This window comes from Cupriavidus sp. CuC1 (assembly GCF_044627735.1).
GTDB lineage: Bacteria > Pseudomonadota > Gammaproteobacteria > Burkholderiales > Burkholderiaceae > Cupriavidus > Cupriavidus ulmosensis.
Genome location: NZ_JBIUHC010000199.1, coordinates 1 through 16,341, shown reverse-complemented (window position 1 = coordinate 16,341; position 16,341 = coordinate 1). Strand labels below are relative to the sequence as shown.

At 65.1% G+C, this 16,341-nt stretch carries 16 protein-coding genes; 14 read left to right on the top strand and 2 right to left on the bottom strand.

Going from position 1 to position 16,341, the window contains the following annotated elements; translation table 11 throughout:
• Positions 1 to 1,631: methyl-accepting chemotaxis protein (locus ACGLHR_RS45490; protein WP_400102387.1), on the bottom strand; the 1,631-nt coding region annotated here is incomplete at its 3' end.
• Between the two features lie 928 nt (positions 1,632 to 2,559).
• On the opposite strand from ACGLHR_RS45490, the gene ACGLHR_RS45485 reads away from it, so the two are divergent.
• From ACGLHR_RS45485 to ACGLHR_RS45450, 8 genes are all read left to right on the top strand, one after another.
• Positions 2,560 to 2,883, top strand: coding sequence for an RNA chaperone Hfq (locus ACGLHR_RS45485; RefSeq protein WP_400102386.1), 324 nt, complete (start codon positions 2,560 to 2,562; stop codon positions 2,881 to 2,883).
• 246 nt (positions 2,884 to 3,129) lie between these two features.
• The gene (locus ACGLHR_RS45480) at positions 3,130 to 4,875 is read left to right on the top strand and encodes a flagellin (protein WP_400102385.1); all 1,746 of its coding nucleotides are present in this window, start codon (positions 3,130 to 3,132) and stop codon (positions 4,873 to 4,875) included.
• A gap of 113 nt (positions 4,876 to 4,988) precedes the next feature.
• Positions 4,989 to 5,354: a flagellar protein FlaG gene (locus ACGLHR_RS45475; RefSeq protein ID WP_400102384.1), complete on the top strand. Its 366-nt coding sequence runs from the start codon at positions 4,989 to 4,991 to the stop codon at positions 5,352 to 5,354.
• Between the two features lie 51 nt (positions 5,355 to 5,405).
• Positions 5,406 to 6,905, top strand: a complete 1,500-nt coding sequence (fliD, locus tag ACGLHR_RS45470) for a flagellar filament capping protein FliD (protein ID WP_400102383.1) — start codon at positions 5,406 to 5,408, stop codon at positions 6,903 to 6,905.
• Between the two features lie 33 nt (positions 6,906 to 6,938).
• A complete protein-coding gene (gene fliS, locus ACGLHR_RS45465) occupies positions 6,939 to 7,367 on the top strand; it encodes a flagellar export chaperone FliS (RefSeq protein WP_400102382.1) in 429 nt (142 codons plus the stop codon).
• A 1-nt stretch (position 7,368) separates the two neighbouring features.
• Complete coding sequence (locus ACGLHR_RS45460) at positions 7,369 to 7,704, top strand: flagellar protein FliT (RefSeq protein WP_400102381.1); 336 nt, start codon at positions 7,369 to 7,371, stop codon at positions 7,702 to 7,704.
• Positions 7,705 to 7,770: 66 nt separating this feature from the next.
• Positions 7,771 to 9,105 (top strand): flagellar hook-length control protein FliK, encoded by a 1,335-nt coding sequence (locus ACGLHR_RS45455; RefSeq protein WP_400102380.1) that lies wholly within the window; start codon positions 7,771 to 7,773, stop codon positions 9,103 to 9,105.
• 8 nt (positions 9,106 to 9,113) lie between these two features.
• Positions 9,114 to 9,419, top strand: coding sequence for an EscU/YscU/HrcU family type III secretion system export apparatus switch protein (locus ACGLHR_RS45450; protein WP_400102388.1), 306 nt, complete (start codon positions 9,114 to 9,116; stop codon positions 9,417 to 9,419).
• Positions 9,420 to 9,610: 191 nt separating this feature from the next.
• Here ACGLHR_RS45450 and fliE read toward each other — a convergent pair whose 3' ends face one another.
• Complete coding sequence (gene fliE, locus ACGLHR_RS45445) at positions 9,611 to 9,931, bottom strand: flagellar hook-basal body complex protein FliE (RefSeq protein WP_400102379.1); 321 nt, start codon at positions 9,929 to 9,931, stop codon at positions 9,611 to 9,613.
• A gap of 513 nt (positions 9,932 to 10,444) precedes the next feature.
• Between fliE and fliF the strand changes: the two genes are divergently transcribed.
• The 6 genes from fliF to ACGLHR_RS45415 form a co-directional block, all read left to right on the top strand.
• Positions 10,445 to 12,142, top strand: coding sequence for a flagellar basal-body MS-ring/collar protein FliF (fliF, locus tag ACGLHR_RS45440; RefSeq protein WP_400102378.1), 1,698 nt, complete (start codon positions 10,445 to 10,447; stop codon positions 12,140 to 12,142).
• Entirely contained in the window at positions 12,132 to 13,124 is a 993-nt protein-coding gene (gene fliG, locus ACGLHR_RS45435) for a flagellar motor switch protein FliG (protein WP_400102377.1), read from the top strand. Before fliF ends, fliG begins: the two co-directional genes overlap by 11 nt.
• Positions 13,111 to 13,953 (top strand): flagellar assembly protein FliH, encoded by an 843-nt coding sequence (gene fliH, locus ACGLHR_RS45430; protein ID WP_400102376.1) that lies wholly within the window; start codon positions 13,111 to 13,113, stop codon positions 13,951 to 13,953. Before fliG ends, fliH begins: the two co-directional genes overlap by 14 nt.
• Complete coding sequence (gene fliI, locus ACGLHR_RS45425) at positions 13,874 to 15,421, top strand: flagellar protein export ATPase FliI (protein ID WP_400102375.1); 1,548 nt, start codon at positions 13,874 to 13,876, stop codon at positions 15,419 to 15,421. Before fliH ends, fliI begins: the two co-directional genes overlap by 80 nt.
• On the top strand, positions 15,414 to 15,869 hold the full coding sequence (fliJ, locus tag ACGLHR_RS45420; protein WP_318234054.1) for a flagellar export protein FliJ: 456 nt from the start codon (positions 15,414 to 15,416) through the stop codon (positions 15,867 to 15,869). The genes fliI and fliJ overlap by 8 nt, the downstream gene beginning before the upstream one ends.
• A gap of 26 nt (positions 15,870 to 15,895) precedes the next feature.
• The coding region (locus ACGLHR_RS45415) for a hypothetical protein (protein WP_400102374.1) at positions 15,896 to 16,341 on the top strand (446 nt) is incomplete at its 3' end.

Below are 16,341 nucleotides of genomic sequence, written 5' to 3'. Positions count from 1 at the left end.
GCCGCCGGTACCCCGCGCGCTGCCGCTGCCAATCGCGGAGCCGGTGCCGGCGCCCGCGCGACGTGCGTTTGCGCCGGTGTCACCTGGAACCTGGATACGTCGTCGACCAGTCCGGCGGCCTGCTGCTGCAGGCTCTCGGCGGCGGCGGCGGCTTGCTCCACCAGCGCAGCGTTCTGCTGCGTCACGCTTTCCATCTGGCTGATGGCGCGGTTGACCTGCTCGATGCCCGAGGATTGCTCCTCGCTGGCCGCGGCGATCTCGCCCATGATGTCGGTCACGCGTTTCACCGCCCCGACGATATCGTCCATGGTGCGGCCGGCGTCCTCGACCTGCTTGGCGCCATGGGCCACTTGCCCCACCGAGCCATTGATCAACTGGCCGATCTCCTTGGCCGCCGACGAAGACCGCTGGGCCAGGCTGCGCACCTCTGCTGCCACCACGCCAAAGCCACGACCCTGCTCACCAGCGCGGGCTGCTTCCACGGCCGCGTTGAGCGCCAGGATATTGGTCTGGAAGGCAATCCCTTCGATCACGCCGACGATTTCGGCGACCTTGGCCGACGATTGCGAAATTTGCTGCATGGTCTCGACCACGCCGCGCACAGCGTGCCCGCCCGCCGTTGCCACGCCGGAAGCGCTGACAGCCAGTTCGTTGGCATGGCGTGCGTTAGCAGCGTTCTGCCTGACCGTCGAAGTGAGTTGCTCCATGGAGGCCGCGGTCTGCTCAAGGGAAGCCGCCTGCTCTTCCGTGCGTTGGGACAGGTCGGTATTGCCCTTGGCGATTTCCCGGGTGGCGCCGTCGATCGAGCGCGTCGCGCCCTGGATGCCGTGCACCAGCGTCGCCAGTTGCCCGAAAGCGCGCTCCAGCGCAGCCAGCATCCGGCCCATCTCGTCGTCGCTGCTGGCGTGGACAACATAAGTCAGATTGCCATGAGCGAGCGCCTGTGCCGCGTCCAGCGCTTGCCGCGCCGGGCGCGTGATCGAGCGCGTGATGCCGATGCCGAGAGCCGCCGCCAGGGCCACCGCGACGGCAGCCAGGCCCAGCAGCAGGTTGCGGGCCATCTCGTAGCTGGCATTCGCCTCCTGCACGGCAGCCAGCGCAACCTTGCGCCCGGTCTCGGCCAGTTCGCTCAGCTTATCGAAATAAGGCGCCTGGGCCGCCGGCAGGGTTGCCACCAGCGCACTGCGGGCACCATCGAACTCGCCGCCCTGCAACTGGCGCAACACCATGTCGAGCTGGCCGTTATAAGCATTGCGTGCCTCGGTCAGGCGGCGGTACGTCTCCTGGATCTCCGGCTTGGCGGACGCGGAGAGCCACTTCCCCAATTCATCCAGCGTAGAGCCCATGTCCTGGCGCAGCGCGCCAATGCGCTCGGCGTTGCGCCGCACCGCGACCGGATCCTCGTTCAGCGTGGCATCGCGCACCAGGATGCCGACCCACAGCGCATCCTGCTTGACGCGCTCGATATCCAGCACCTTGATCAGGCGCCCTTCCACCGTCAGGCGCATCGAATCGTTCATGGTGCGCAGGGACATCATGCCCAGCACCGCCACCGCAACGAGCAACAGCACTACCAGCGAAAACGCCACCGTCAGGCGCGCCCCAATGCCAAAGTTTCGCAACCAACGCATCTTCCCGGCTCCTTTTACTCTCATCGCGCGCTTTATCCCCGCCCCGGACAGATTTCCGGAGCGACGCCGCATCGCGGGCTTAACGGCAGGGAGAGAGACAAGCTTTAGGGTTGCGCTGCAAATTCTGCAAAGAAGCCGAAGAATGCGCGGAGGAAAGGAGAAGTAGAGGGAAAAAGCTCGGCAAATCGAGCAATTGGCGGGATGCTACCTGTCGTCTAATGTCACCCGTGCACTCTGAAGTGCGCGCCAGATACGCACAAACAAAGTGAGCGCGCAAAAAAGAAGCCTACGCGCGGGGTGCTCGTAGGCTTTCCAGGACTGCTACGAGCCGACAGGCTCGTCAGCGAATATAAACCTGCTTACATGAGGTGTAAATCCAATTTCTATCAGGGTTATCTCTGATAGGAAAAGTGCCAACAATGCTATTTATGTGACGAAATAGCTGCACGGGAAGTACCGCAGCTACAGGCCAGAGCCACGTTGGACCCGCAGGACCCCTGCAAAATGAGGAGCGCGAGCGCTCTTGACATTGGGAATCTGTCGCGCAAGTGCGCCTAAATCAACAAACAGCATTGCGACGCAAGCGTTCTATGGGAGCGAAACCCTTAGATCAGGCGCCCCTCATTCGTCCAGATTTGTAAAATTTTGCTACTCTCGCGCCTGAAACATCTCCCTTCCCCTCCGGCGGCCCCGACCGCCAACGTTTGCGAGGTAGCATCGGTTCCTCTACCCGGCCGCACGCCGGGTCAGCACGCGCCCCGTGCAGCCAGCTCCAGCTCCAGCGCCGAGAGCGGATGTTTCATCCCCCGCCCCGCCCAAGTCATGCCACAGCCGGCGCCCAGCCGCGCTGTAACACCCCATTTGCCCAGGTCCAGTTATTGGACTGTTGCCAGCCGCCAGAACCCGAGCGGGCTCTTCCGGAGAAGTTGTGAACAAGAAGGAAACCAGGATCGATCGCCCGAGCAGGAAGCTGCAGCAGTTGCAACTCTCTACGCTCAGCGCCAGTCACAGCCCCGTCGTAGTCCATTTATCCAGCGGCCTTCGCCTGCACGGTGTGATCGTGGCCGCGGACAACTATATGGTGTTGCTCGCGCAAACGCCGCAGGACCCGCTGCCGCAAGTCGTCTACAAGCATGCTATCGCGGTGATCACGCCCGCCCACGCGCCGGAGGCCATGGCGGCGGTGCCTGGGGCGGAGAGTTCGCCGGATTTTGTGAGTTTGTATACGCCGCGGACTCGCAAGCGGAGGTGAGTCGGGTGCGCCAACCGGTCGCGCGCATAAGCGGGGCTACTTTCAAGTGGTTGGCCTCCCCGTTCCAAGCCGCCCCAAAACTATCCGCGAAAAAACTTCTGGGCATTGCCCCAAAGATCACACTAAATCTTTTCCCGGGCCTGTCGATAACCCTAGCAACGGAGGCACTACACGCACTGCAACGCAGTCAGCCAACGTTACGGCACCCGCCGGACTGTGTAAATCACTGCAACTAGGAGTCGTACCATGGCGTCAGTCATTAATACCAATTCGTTGTCTCTGATGACTCAGAACAACCTGAATGCATCGCAATCGTCGCTGAACACCGCGATCCAGCGCCTGTCGTCGGGCCTGCGCATCAACAGCGCCAAGGACGATGCAGCCGGCCTGGCCATCGCCAACCGCTTCACCGCCAGCATCAACGGCCTGACCCAGGCCAAGCAAAACGCCAACGACGGTATCTCGCTGGCGCAAACGACGGAAGGCGCGCTGACCGAAGTCACGAACAACCTGCAGCGTATCCGTACCCTGTCGGTGCAGGCAGGCACTGGCTCTAACTCGGCAAGCGACCTGCAGTCGATCCAGGATGAAATCGGCCAACGTATGGCGGAAATCGACCGCATTTCCCAGCAGACCGACTTCAACGGCGTGAAGGTCCTGTCCTCGTCAGCCAAGCCCCTGAACATCCAGGTAGGCGCTAGCGACGGCCAGACCATCTCGGTGAACCTGCAGGAAATCAGCTCGAAGACGCTGGGCATGACTGGCTTTAATGTAAATCAAACCGGCACCACCAACAATGTCGCCTCCAGCAAGGATTTGCTGGCTGCAGGGTACGCCGCTGGCGCAGTTACCAATGGCACCACCGTCTACACGAAGGCCTACGGCGCATCGGACTTTGCCACGCTCGCCAACGTCCTGAGCAAGGCGCAGAATAACACCGCCACGCCTGCGAACAGCACCACCGTAGTGGACGCGAACGTATCGGCCACTATCGCGAAGTACACGTATAACGGGACGGACTACACGTTCGCCGACACGGCTCGAGCCGCGGCCACCGTCGCGTCTGATCTAAAGCCGGCCGCCGGTGGCACCGTCAACGTTACGATCAAGGCTGGTGCTGCGGCCAATCCCGCAGTAAATGCCACGATCGACAGCAGCGGCAACCTGACCTCCACGGCCACGGGCAATAAGCTTTACCTGGACACCACTGGCAACCTGACTGAGAACAACCAGTCCGGCACCCTGGCGCAAGCCAACGTCAACGGCGGTGGTAGCATCGCAACCGGGGACTTGATCTTCAGCCTGGGCAAAGCCGGCACCGGCGGCGGCACCATCACTGTCGGCAGCAGCGCGAATGCTCCCACCTACACCTATACGGCTGGCACCGCTACGGCCAGTGCTACCAATCTGCATATCTCGAGCGCTGCATTGCAGAACCAGGTCCAAACGAGCAACAGTGCAGGCAACGCCATCACCGTGAACCTAGATGGCGCCGCTGCCACGCAGGTGTACAACGTCACCGCCACCACCGGCGTAGTCAAGAGCGGCGGCAATCAAGTCAGCCTGGATATGAACGGTGCCCTGACGACCAGCGCCAATGCCAGCCTGTACGTCCAGAGCAATGGTACGGTGACGGACGGCGCGGCAAATGCCGTCTACAATGACTCGGCCAACGCCGGCAAGTTTACGCTGAACGCCCGCAGCGGCAATACTTCCACCGCCAACCCGTTGTCCGTGCTGGATAACGCCCTCTCGATCGTCGACAAGCTGCGCTCCTCGCTGGGTGCGATCCAGAACCGCCTGGATTCCACCATTGCCAACCTGGGCACGACCATCACCAACCTGTCGTCGTCGCGTTCGCGTATTCAGGACGCTGACTACGCCACGGAAGTGTCTAACATGACCCGCGGCAACATCCTGCAGCAAGCTGGTACCTCGGTGCTGGCTCAAGCGAACCAAACCACGCAAGGCGTGCTGTCGCTGCTGCGTTAATGCAGTAACACGAAGCAGCAGGGCCGGGCCACAAGCCCGGCCCTGTGCCGGAGTGTTTCCGCAGGGCCGCTGTGCCCTGCGAAAGCGTTTCGAACCCAACTCCGACAACGGTCATGGCAAATCCGACAAGCTTGATCCCGCCGCTGCCGCTCTCCCCGGTCCTGCCTCCCGCAGGCCGCGAGGGCACGCCCTCTGCCGCGCCCGCGAGCGACAAGACCGCCGGCACGCAGGCTGGCGCAAACGAACAGGCAGCGCCTGTCGTGACCGAAGACGCTGCCGTGCAGCATCTGAAGGACGTGTTGCGCGCTACTTCATTCAATGTGGAGTTCGAGATCGATCCGGATACCCACCGCGTGATCACCAAGGTGGTGGACAAGGACACCGGCGAGGTCATCAGGCAACTGCCCTCGGAAGAGGTCATGCGTATCGCCCACGCCCTGCAAAAGCTGCAAGGCTTGTTCGTACATCAAGAAGCCTGAGACCGGCAGCCGGCTCAGCCCTGTTTAAGCAATTTCCCGGATAAGAACGATATGGCAACCATCTCGAACCTTGGCGTGGGCTCCGGCCTGGACCTGAACACCCTGCTGGACCAGCTCACCACCGCGGAACAGGCCCCGCTCACGGTCATCCAGAACCGGGCCACCAGCTATCAGGCAAAGCTGTCGGCCTACGGCCAGGTACAGAGCATGCTGTCGGCATTCCAGGGTTCGGCCAAGCAACTGTCCGATCCGAACTTCTTCAACTCGACGACCGCTACATCGTCCGCCGCCAATGTGCTTGGCGCGGTCGGAAGCACCTCCGCGGTATCGGGCACCTATGCTGTCAACGTAACGTCCCTGGCGCAGGCACAGTCGCTGGTGTCCGTCGGGCAGGCCAAGATGACCGACGCGATCGGCACTGGCACCATTCATATCGACTTCGGCACGATCACCGGAGGTGCGCTGGACGCGGCGACCGGCAAATACACCGGCGCAACTTTCGCGACGAATCCGCCGCCGGCGTCGGGCACCAGTGGCTTCGACATCAAGATCGATAGCACCAACAACTCGCTGCAGGGCATCCGCGACGCTATCAATAAGGCCAACGGGGGTGTCACCGCCAGCATCGTCAACGACGGCAGCGGCACGCCGTACCGTCTGGTGCTTTCGTCCAACGCCACTGGCGCCAACAGCAGCATGCGGATCTCCGTTGCCGAGACTGACGGCGGGACAAAATTGTCCGACCTGGTGAGCTACAGCCCGGGCAAGAACCCGGACCCCACCAATCCCGGCAATGACGTGCAGAACATGCAGCAGACGATCGTTGCGCAGAACGCGCAGCTGACCGTCAACAATATTGCCGTCCAAAGCACCAGCAACACCGTAAGCGACGCCATCCAGGGTGTCACACTGTCGCTATCGCAGGGCGGCCTCACCACCGTCACGGTGCAACGCGACGTCAAGACCATCCAGACGGCAGTGCAGGGCTTCGTCACCGCCTACAACAACCTGCAAAAAACCGCTGCAGGCCTGTCGAGTTACGACCCCGCCAGCCAAAGCGCCTCCCCGTTGACGGGCGATGCGACGCTGCGGCTGATCCAGAGCCAGATGCGCGGCATCCTGAACACGCCGCAGCAGGGTGGCTCTGGCGCGGTCACAGGACTGGCAAACATCGGCGTGACGTTCCAGGTCGATGGATCGATGGCCTTCGACGCCACCAAGCTGACTAGCGCATTGACCACGGATCCGAATGGTGTCGCCGGTCTGTTTTCCAACGCTAACGGCAAAGACGGCTATGGCAACCAGATCAATAACCTGGTGACCACGCTGACCGGCACCAAGGGCACCCTGACGAACGCGACCGATGGCATCACGCAGACGCTGAAGTCGCTTAGCGTGCAATACAGCGAGACGCAGACCCGCATCAATGCCACCGTGGCGCAATACAAGGCACAGTTTACGAACCTGGACTTGATCATGTCCTCCATGAACAACACCAGCAAGTACCTGACCCAACAGTTCAATGCGCTGAACAACTCCAGCAGCAAGTAACGCAACCCTTATCGAACGTGGGAATCGATCGCCATGTATGCCCGTAACGCCATAAATGCCTATGCCCAAGTCGGTATCCAGACTGGCGTCATGGACGCCAGCCCCCAGAAGCTGATCACGATGCTTTACGATGGCGCCCGCACCGCCATTGCCCAGGCGAAATTCCATATGGCGGCCAGCGATGTGCCGGCCAAAGGCAACGCCATCACCAGGGCCATCAACATCATTGACAACGGCCTGAGCGCGGCGCTCGATCATGAGCAAGGCGGTGAGATTTCATCGAGCCTTGAACAGCTCTACGAGTACATGACGCGCCGCCTGTTGCTGGCCAACCTGCGCAATGATCCCGCCCTGCTGACCGAAGTCGACGGCTTGCTGGAGAACCTGGCCTCCGCCTGGGCCGAGATCAGCAACGCCCCCGACGCCGCCACCCAAAACCTGTCGCTTGCCACGGAGCGCTGAGATGACCGCATTGAGCCCGATCCTGCATTGCTATCGCGAACTGGAACTGCTTGCCGAGCAGATGCTCGAGCTGGCACGCGCCGGGAACTGGACTGCAATGACCGAAGTGCAGCAGGTCTACATCATGCAGGTGGAGCAACTCCGCCACATGGACCACGGCGCGCCCATCTCGGACCGCGAAAGGATGGACCGGTACCGGCGGCTGGAGCGCATCCTGGGCTACGACGCTGCCATCCGCAACCTGCTGTCACCGGAAATGAGCAGGCTGGGCGCACTGCTGGGCAATGCGCGCCGCCAGCAGGATCTGCACCAGGCCTACGGCAGCGTTGCCGTCTGAGGCAGCGCTGCGCGGCCCGCGAGCTTATAACGCCTAAACCGCCCAGAACGCTAAAGGCTGATCGCCATGACCGGCATCCCCATCTCGCCGGACCCGGCGGCTCTCCTGCGCGGCGCAGACCCGCAGGGGCTGCGCAATGCGCTCTCGGTATCCAAGCTGGCAGCCCTGCTGCCCACCGGCAAGATTGCCCCTGGCGAAAACCAGACCGCTGGCGGCGGCACGATCCAAGGCCGCGGCGTCGATGCGCTGCAGACGGATGCGGCTGCAGCCGGGCGCAGCGCCCAGACCGGCTCGACGCGCGAAACGCTCAGTTTTGCCGCGCGCACCATCCTTGACCTGCTTGACCGTACCGACGCGCAGCCCGCGCGCGCCGCTGCCCCGATGCTGCCGTCGCCTGCCGGCGCGCCGAATCCGGCCGTACTGCGTGCCGCGCTGGCCGAGCTGGTCCAGCACAGCGGCCTCTTCTACGAAAGCCATCTGGCGGAGTGGGTCAGTGGAAACCGTCCGCTCGCCGACGTGCTGAAGGCACCGCAGGCCGCTTTCAACCAACCCATGCCGGGCGAGCCGGCCCTGGCCGGCAATCCCGGCGCCCCGCGGCAGCCAGTCCAGGCGCCGCCGGTGTTGCTATTGCCGGCACCGGCGGGTTACACCGCGAGCACGGCGCAACTGGCCGGGGCTGCGTTGTCCAACGCTGCGGGAGCGGCGCAGGCAGAGGTCGCGGTCATGGAAGACACTGGAGGCAACCCGGCTCCCGTCAAGCGTGGCGCTGCGAACAGCAACGGCACATTGGACAGCACACCTGCCAGCCTTTCCGGTCCGCCGCACGCGCGCGAAGCCGCCCGGCTTGCGACGTTGGCAAACCAGGCCGCCCAAGCCTACCAGGCGGCGGCTCAGGATGCGAGTGACAGCGGCCGCAGCCATCGTACCGAGGGGCATAGTGTCCTGCGCACAATCGATAGCGGCGAGGCCGGCAACCACGCGAGCAGCACCCCGCAATCCAATTCGGTGGTGCACCCCGGCACCGAGGGCACCGTACGCCAGCAACTGGAATTGCTCGCCAGCCAGCAATTCCGCTGGGTTGGCGAAGCCTGGCCGGGAACCCCCATGGACTGGGAAATCCGCCGTGGCGAGAAAGACGAAAACAGCAGCGCGCAGGCTGGCCCTGCCCCCTGGTCGACGCGCCTGTTGCTCACCCTGCCATCCCTGGGCACGGTGGAAGCGCGCCTGTGGCTGAGCGGCACCGGCCTGGAGGCTCGCCTGGTCACGCCGGACTCCGCCGTCGCCAGCCGCCTTAACGACGCGCGTAGCGAGCTATCCAGCAATATGTCGGCCAATGGACTGGTACTGATGCGTTTGAATGTGGAGACCGGCGTGCCCGCGAAGCCGGGAAGCGGAGCATGAGCAACGGTATGCCGCCCGGACCGGGAAACACCAACAGCAATGGCAATGGCAACGCGCAACGCGGCGCCGCGATTGCCCTGTCCTATGCGGCCGACGATTCAGCGCCGCGCGTGGTGGCCAAGGGCTACGGCGTGGTGGCAGAGTCCATCATTGCTCGCGCACGGGAATCCGGCGTCTACGTGCACGACTCGCCGGCACTCGTCAGCTTGCTGATGCAAGTCGATCTCGATTCCCATATTCCGCCACAGCTTTATGTCGCCGTGGCGGAACTGCTGGCCTGGCTGTACAGGCTGGAACGAGGAGAAGCCGCCTGAGCGGCGGCCCTTGCCCCCCAGCGCTCTTCCGCATTGCCATCGGCCCCTTATCCCCGCACCAAAGCAAGAAAGCAAAAAGGCGGACCGCACCGGATCTGCATCCGGCTGGTCCGCCTTTCCCGTTGTCTTGCGTCGCCAAGCCGCCCGTGAGCAGCGCGGCAACAGGCTGCGATAGCACGCCTGACTCTTGCTTAAACCGTCATGCTCATCATCTCCTGATAAGCCGCCGTCAACCGATTCCTGACCTGCACCCCAGTCTGAAACGAAACATTAGCCTTCTGCATATCGATCATCACATCATTGAGCGAAACCCCAGGCTTGCCCAATTCAAACGCCTCAGCCTGTCCATAAGCCTTCTCCTGCACGCTGCTGATCCGCGCCAGCGACCGCTGCAGTTCACCGGCAAAACCGCCCGAGGAGACGGCGGAAGCCTGGCTTTCCTGCCCGTTGGCGCTCTGGGCCAGCCCGCGCAGTTGCTGCAACATGCCGTCGATAGAAGAGATGGTAGTCATGGCGATCCGCTTGGAACCCGCCCCGCCCCTGGCCAGCCAAAGCCTGCCCCGGGGGACGCCGGTTCGAGAATGAGTCATTGAAGGGTTGCGCCGGGCACCCGCCCGGGCCGCTGCCGGCAAACCTGGCGCCATGCGCCGCCAATGCCACAAATACCGCATCCGCGCGCGCCGCCTGTGCCAGCCCCCGAAGCGTACCTGCGGCCCCGCCCGGGCCATTGCGGGAATTCGGGTGGAAAACGAGGCCTATTCGCCGGATTGTCGGCACCCGGCTTGGATGATGATCGATACCGTGCCGAATCTGGGATGCCGCTCTCCTTTGCGCGCCCGGTCCGGACCGGAATCTCATCAACTATCGCGGGGAGTACGCGTGTTTTGTCAGCAGCGTGATCTTAGCCATGCCGAAGCCAGGGTTAGCCGGGCCAGCCGGGGTGGACAGGGCAGCCAGAGCGGCGCCCGCCATCTGGCCCAGCCGATCCTGGCCCATGCCGGCCCGGCCATGACGGGGGCGCGCGCATGAACGATGTGGCAGCCCTGTCGAACAAGTCCGAGCTGTTCGAGCGCATCAAGACCAATCCGCGCCTGCCCCTGATGCTGGGCGGCGCGGCCCTTGCCGCGGCCATTGCCGTGGGGGTGCTGTGGTCGCGTTCGCCGGACTACAAGGTGCTCTACAGCAATCTGTCCGAGCGGGACGGCGGCGCCGTCATTGCCTCCCTGCAGCAAATGAACGTGCCGTACAAGTTCGCCGAAGGCGGCGGTGCGGTGATGGTGCCCTCCGAGAAGGTCCATGAGACCCGGCTGCGCCTGGCTTCGCAGGGCTTGCCCAAGAGCGGCACCACGGGCATGGAGCTGATGGATACGCAGAAGTTCGGCATCAGCCAGTTTGCCGAGCAGGTCAACTACCAGCGCGGCCTGGAAGGCGAGCTGGCCCGCTCGATCGAATCGATCGCCGCGGTGCAGTCGGCGCGCGTGCACCTGGCCATTCCCAAGCCGACGCTGTTCGTGCGCGAACGCCAGAAGCCGACCGCCTCGATCGTGCTGCAGCTCTATCCGGGCCGCGCCATCGACGACGGCCAGGTTGCCGCGATCGGCCACCTGGTTTCGTCCAGCGTACCGGAACTCACGCCCAAGGCCATCTCCATCGTCGACCAGCACGGCAACCTGCTGTCCGGCAGCGGCACCAACGAGCGCATGCTCGACGCCGGCCAGATCAAGTACGTGCAGGCGCTGGAGCGCAACTACGCGCAGCGCGTGGAGGCCATCCTGGCGCCGATCCTCGGCCAGGACAATGTGAAAGCACAGGTTACTGCCGACGTGGATTTCTCCATCGTCGAGCACACGGACGAGTCCTACAAGCCGAACCAGGACCCGACCCGTGCCGCTATTCGCAGCCAGCAATCGAGCGAGTCGAGCCAGCAAGGCGCGGCCCCGGTTGGCGGCGTGCCTGGCGCGCTGTCCAACCAGCCGCCCGCACCGGCCGCCGCCCCGATCGCCACGGCCCAGCCGCCGCGCCCGGGCCAGCCGAACCAGCCGGGGCAGCAGCCCGGCCAGCAAGGCCAGGCCCAGGGCGGCGCCACCGCCACGGCCCAGTCCGGCCCGAGCAGCAGCCGCCACGACTCCACCACCAACTACGAGCTAGACCGTACCGTGCGCCACGTGCAGCAGGCACCGGGCGGCGTGAAGCGCCTGTCGGTGGCCGTGGTGGTCAACTACCGTCAAAAGGCGGGTGCCAACGGCAAGATGGTGTCGGAAGCCCTGCCCGCCGCGCAGCTCGCCCAGATCGAGAACCTGACCAAGGAAGCCATGGGCTTCTCGGCCGACCGGGGCGACTCGCTCAACGTGGTCAACAGCCCGTTCACCGTGGACAGCGAGATCAAGCCGGAACTGCCGCTGTGGAAGCAGCCGGAAATGATCGCCCTGGCCAAGACCGCCGCCGGCTACCTGCTGCTGGCACTGCTGGCGCTGTTCGTGTGGTTCAAGGTAGCGCGTCCGGTGCTGCGCAAGTACACCGCGCCGCCCCTGCCGCCACCACAGGAAAAGTCATCCGACAACGAAGCCATTTTGTTGCCGGCCGATGAGCCGGCCAATCCGGAAGTCCTGCGGCTTGCCGCTAAATATGAAAGCGATCTCGCCCTGGTGCGTGACGCCGCGCAGCGCGACCCGCGCCTGGTTGCTAGTGTGATCAAAAACTGGATGGCTAGCGATGACCGATGAAGGATTGCAGAAGAGCGCCATCCTGATGATGTCGCTCGGTGAAGACGCCGCAGCTGAAGTATTCAAGCACCTTGGCCCCCGCGAAGTGCAGAGCCTGGGCTCGGCCATGGCCACGCTCAACTCGGTGACGCGCGAGCAGATGTCCGCCGTGCTGGCTGAGTTCCGCCAGGAGACCGAGCAGTACCTCGCCCTGAACGTGGATTCGAGCGCCTTTATCCGCAGCGTGCTGAACAAGGCGCTGGGCGAGGAGCGCGCGGTCTCGGTGATCGAGGACATCCTCGAGTCCCGCGACCCGGGCGCCGGCATCGATTCGCTGAACTGGATGGATTCCACCTCGGTGGCAGAGCTGATCCGCGACGAACACCCGCAGATCATTGCCACCATCCTGATCCACCTGGACCGGCAGAAGTCGTCCGAGATCATCGCCATGTTCACCGAGCGCCTGCGCCAGGACGTGATCCTGCGGATCGCCACCTTCGGCGGCGTGCAGCCTGGCGCCCTGCAGGAGCTGACCGACGTGCTGACCAAGCTGCTGGCGGGCCAGAGCCTCAAGCGCAGCCGCATGGGCGGCGTGCGTACGGCGGCCGAGATCATCAACCTGATGAGCACGGCCCACGAGGAAGCGGTGATCGAAGGCGTGCGCCTGCACGACGGCGACCTCGCGCAGAAGATCATCGACGAGATGTTCCTGTTCGAGAACCTGCTCGAAGTGGACGACCGCGGCATCCAGCGCGTGCTCAAGGAAGTGGCCACCGAATCGCTCATCGTCGCGCTCAAGGGTGCGCCGGTGGAGTTGCGCGACAGGTTCATCCGCAACATGTCGACCCGCGCCGGCGAAATGCTGCGCGAAGACCTCGAAGCGCTGGGCCCGGTACGGGTCTCGCAAGTCGAGGCCGAGCAGAAGAACATCCTCCAGGTGGTACGACGCCTGGCCGAAGCCGGCGAAGTTGTAATCGGTGGTGGCGACGATGCCTACGTCTGAACGTGCCCTGCGCCAGTTCCGGGGCCTTGCCTCGGACAGCGATTTTGTCGATGGTCGTGGCGATCTTCGTGGCGACCATGCTGGCGATGCCGGCGATAGCCGCGCAGCGCCACGGCAGGCTGGCTTCGAGAGCTTTGCCGCGCCCGCGGGCCGCGCCCCGCAGAAGAACGGCTGGCAACGCTGGCAGATGGTCTCGCTGGATCCGCGCAAGGCCGCGCCCGCTCCGGCGGAGTTCATGCCGCTGGAGCCAGCGCCGCCGCCCATCGACTTTGCCGCGCTCGATGCCATGCGCGAAGGCGCACGCAAGGAAGGCTACGCCCAGGGCTATACCCAGGGCCAGACCCAGGGCTACGGCGACGGCCACCGCGAGGGCTATGCGCGCGGCCTGGAAGGCGCACGCACCGAAGCCGCCCACCTGCAGCAACTGGCCGCTACCTTCAGCCACGCGCTTGGCCGCGTCGACGAAGAAGTGGCCCAGACCCTGATTTCCCTGGCGCTGGATGTGGCGCGCCAGCTCGTGCAGCAAGCCGTGCAGGCCGATCCCGCCGTGCTGCTCCCGGCGGTGCGCGAACTGCTCGCGGCCGAGCCGGCGCTGTCCGGCTCGCCCTGCCTGCTGCTCAATCCCGAGGACGTCACGCTGGTGGAAACCCACCTGGCCGGCGAGCTGCAAGCCGCCGGCTGGAGCGTGCGCGCCGACCCCGCCATCGCGCGCGGTGGCTGCGTGGCAAGTGCCGCCAGCGGCGAGCTCGATGCCACGCTGTCCACGCGCTGGAGCCGCGTGGTCAAGGCGCTCGGCCGCGACGACCCGTGGGAGCCGCCGCATGCCTGATCGTTCGGCAACTACCCCGGCAACTACCGCGGCAAATACGGATTTCACCGCCGGCCTGCATGGCCAGCGCTGGCGCGATGCGCTCACCGCGGCCTCGGCCGGCATTGCCGAGATCGACAGCAAGCGCAGCTGCGGCCGCCTGACCCGCGCCGCCGGCCTGGTGCTGGAAGCCGTAGGCCTGCGCCTGCCGGTGGGCAGCGATTGCCTGATCGAGCTGCCAGGTGGCCAGTTGCATGGCAAGAACACCGGCCCGCGCCTGGCCGAGGCGGAAGTGGTCGGCTTCGGCGCCGACCGGCTCTACCTGATGCCGCAATCCGACGTGGTGGGCCTGGTGCCCGGCGCGCGGGTCTATCCGCTCGAACCCACGCCGCTGCCCCGCGGCGACACCACCCCGCGCGAGCCGGGCTCGAAGCGCCTGCCGGTGGGCGAAGGCCTGCTCGGGCGCGTGCTCGATGCCGCCGGGCGTCCGCTGGACGGCCTGGGCCCCATCACCGCCGCCACCGAAGTCACGCTGGGTGGCACGCAGATCAACCCGCTGTCGCGCGCGCCCATCGAGACCGTGCTCGACGTGGGCGTGCGCGCCATCAACGGCATGCTCACCGTTGGCCGCGGCCAGCGCATGGGCCTGTTCGCCGGCTCCGGCGTGGGCAAGAGCGTGTTGCTGGGCATGATGGCGCGCTACACCAGCGCGGAAGTGATCGTGGTCGGCCTGATCGGCGAGCGCGGCCGCGAAGTGAAAGACTTCATCGAGAACATCCTGGGCCCGGAAGGGCGCGCGCGCTCCGTGGTGGTGGCCGCGCCGGCCGACACCTCGCCGCTGCTGCGCATGCAGGGCGCCTCCTATGCCACGCGCCTGGCCGAGTACTTCCGCGACCAGGGCCGCCACGTGCTGCTGATCATGGACTCGCTCACGCGCTATGCCATGGCCCAGCGCGAGATCGCCCTGGCCATCGGCGAGCCGCCCGCCACCAAGGGCTATCCGCCCTCGGTGTTCGCCAAGCTCCCCACGCTGGTGGAACGTACCGGCAACGGCGCCGAAGGCGGTGGCTCGATCACGGCCTTCTACACCGTGCTGACCGAAGGCGACGACCAGCAGGACCCGATCGCGGACTCCGCGCGCGCCATCCTGGACGGCCACATCGTGCTCTCGCGTAGCCTGGCGGAGTCCGGCCACTACCCCGCCATCGACGTGGAAGCCTCGATCAGCCGGGCCATGACGGCGCTGATCGAGCCGCCGCAGTTCGCCTCGGTGCGGCGCTTCAAGCAATTGATGTCGCGCTACCAGCGCAACCGCGACCTGATCAGCGTGGGCGCGTACGTGCCGGGCAACGACCCGGAGCTGGACCTGGCCATCCACCTGCATCCGCAGATGGAAGCCTTCCTGCAGCAAGACATCCATGAGCGCGCCGGCTACGACGCCTCGATCGGCCAGTTGCATAGTCTCTTCCAACGGAGTGAACATGGCTAAGCCATCTGCATTGAACACCTTGGCCGACCTGGCCCAGAACGATACGGATGCCGCCGCGCGCGAGCTGGGCCGGCTGCAAGGCCTGCGCAACCAGGCGGAGCAGCAACTGGCCGCGCTCACGCAGTACCGGCAGGAATACCGCGAGCGCATGCAAGCCATCGCGCAGGACGGCATGACTTCCACGCGCTGGCAGGACTTTGCGCAGTTCCTGGCCTCGCTCGATACCGCCATCCGCCAGCAGACCGAAGCGCTGGCGCGGGCCGAGGCGCAGTTGCTCGCCGGCCGCGCCAACTGGCAGCAGCAAAAGCGCCGCCAGAGTTCCTTCGACACGCTCATTACCCGCGCGGCAACGCGCGAGCAGATTGCCAGCACGCGTCGCGAGCAACGCGACACCGACGAATACGCAGCCCGCGCCGCCCGCCTGCAAGTCGCAGGCCGCCACCGTTAAGCCGCCCAGCCAGAGCGAACCCGAACATGATCGATATCAGCCAGATTGTCAGCAATGCCGCCACGGCCGCCTCTTCGCGCAGCGCCAGCAACACCAGCAGTGCCGATGCGAAGTCGCAAGGGTTCGGCGATGCGCTGGCGCGCGCCCGCAACGATGACCGCACCAGCAGCAATAGCACCAATAGCAGCAACAGCAACAGCAGCACCAACAACGCAAGCAACAACAACGCCGATAACGCGTCCACACGCAACGAGGCCAGCGGCCAGAACGGCAACGCCGCCAAGCAAGGCACGCAGGCCAGCACGGTAGCCACCAAGCCGTCACGCCGCCAGGAGAAGGACGACGAGCAGTCCCAGGACCAGGCTGCGGATCCCGCCGCCCAGTCCGCCGCCGCCGCGCTGGCCGCCCTGCTGGCGCCGCAACCGGCCCAGCCGGCGCAGCCTGCCGCGCTGGCAGCCAACGGCGCGCTGCC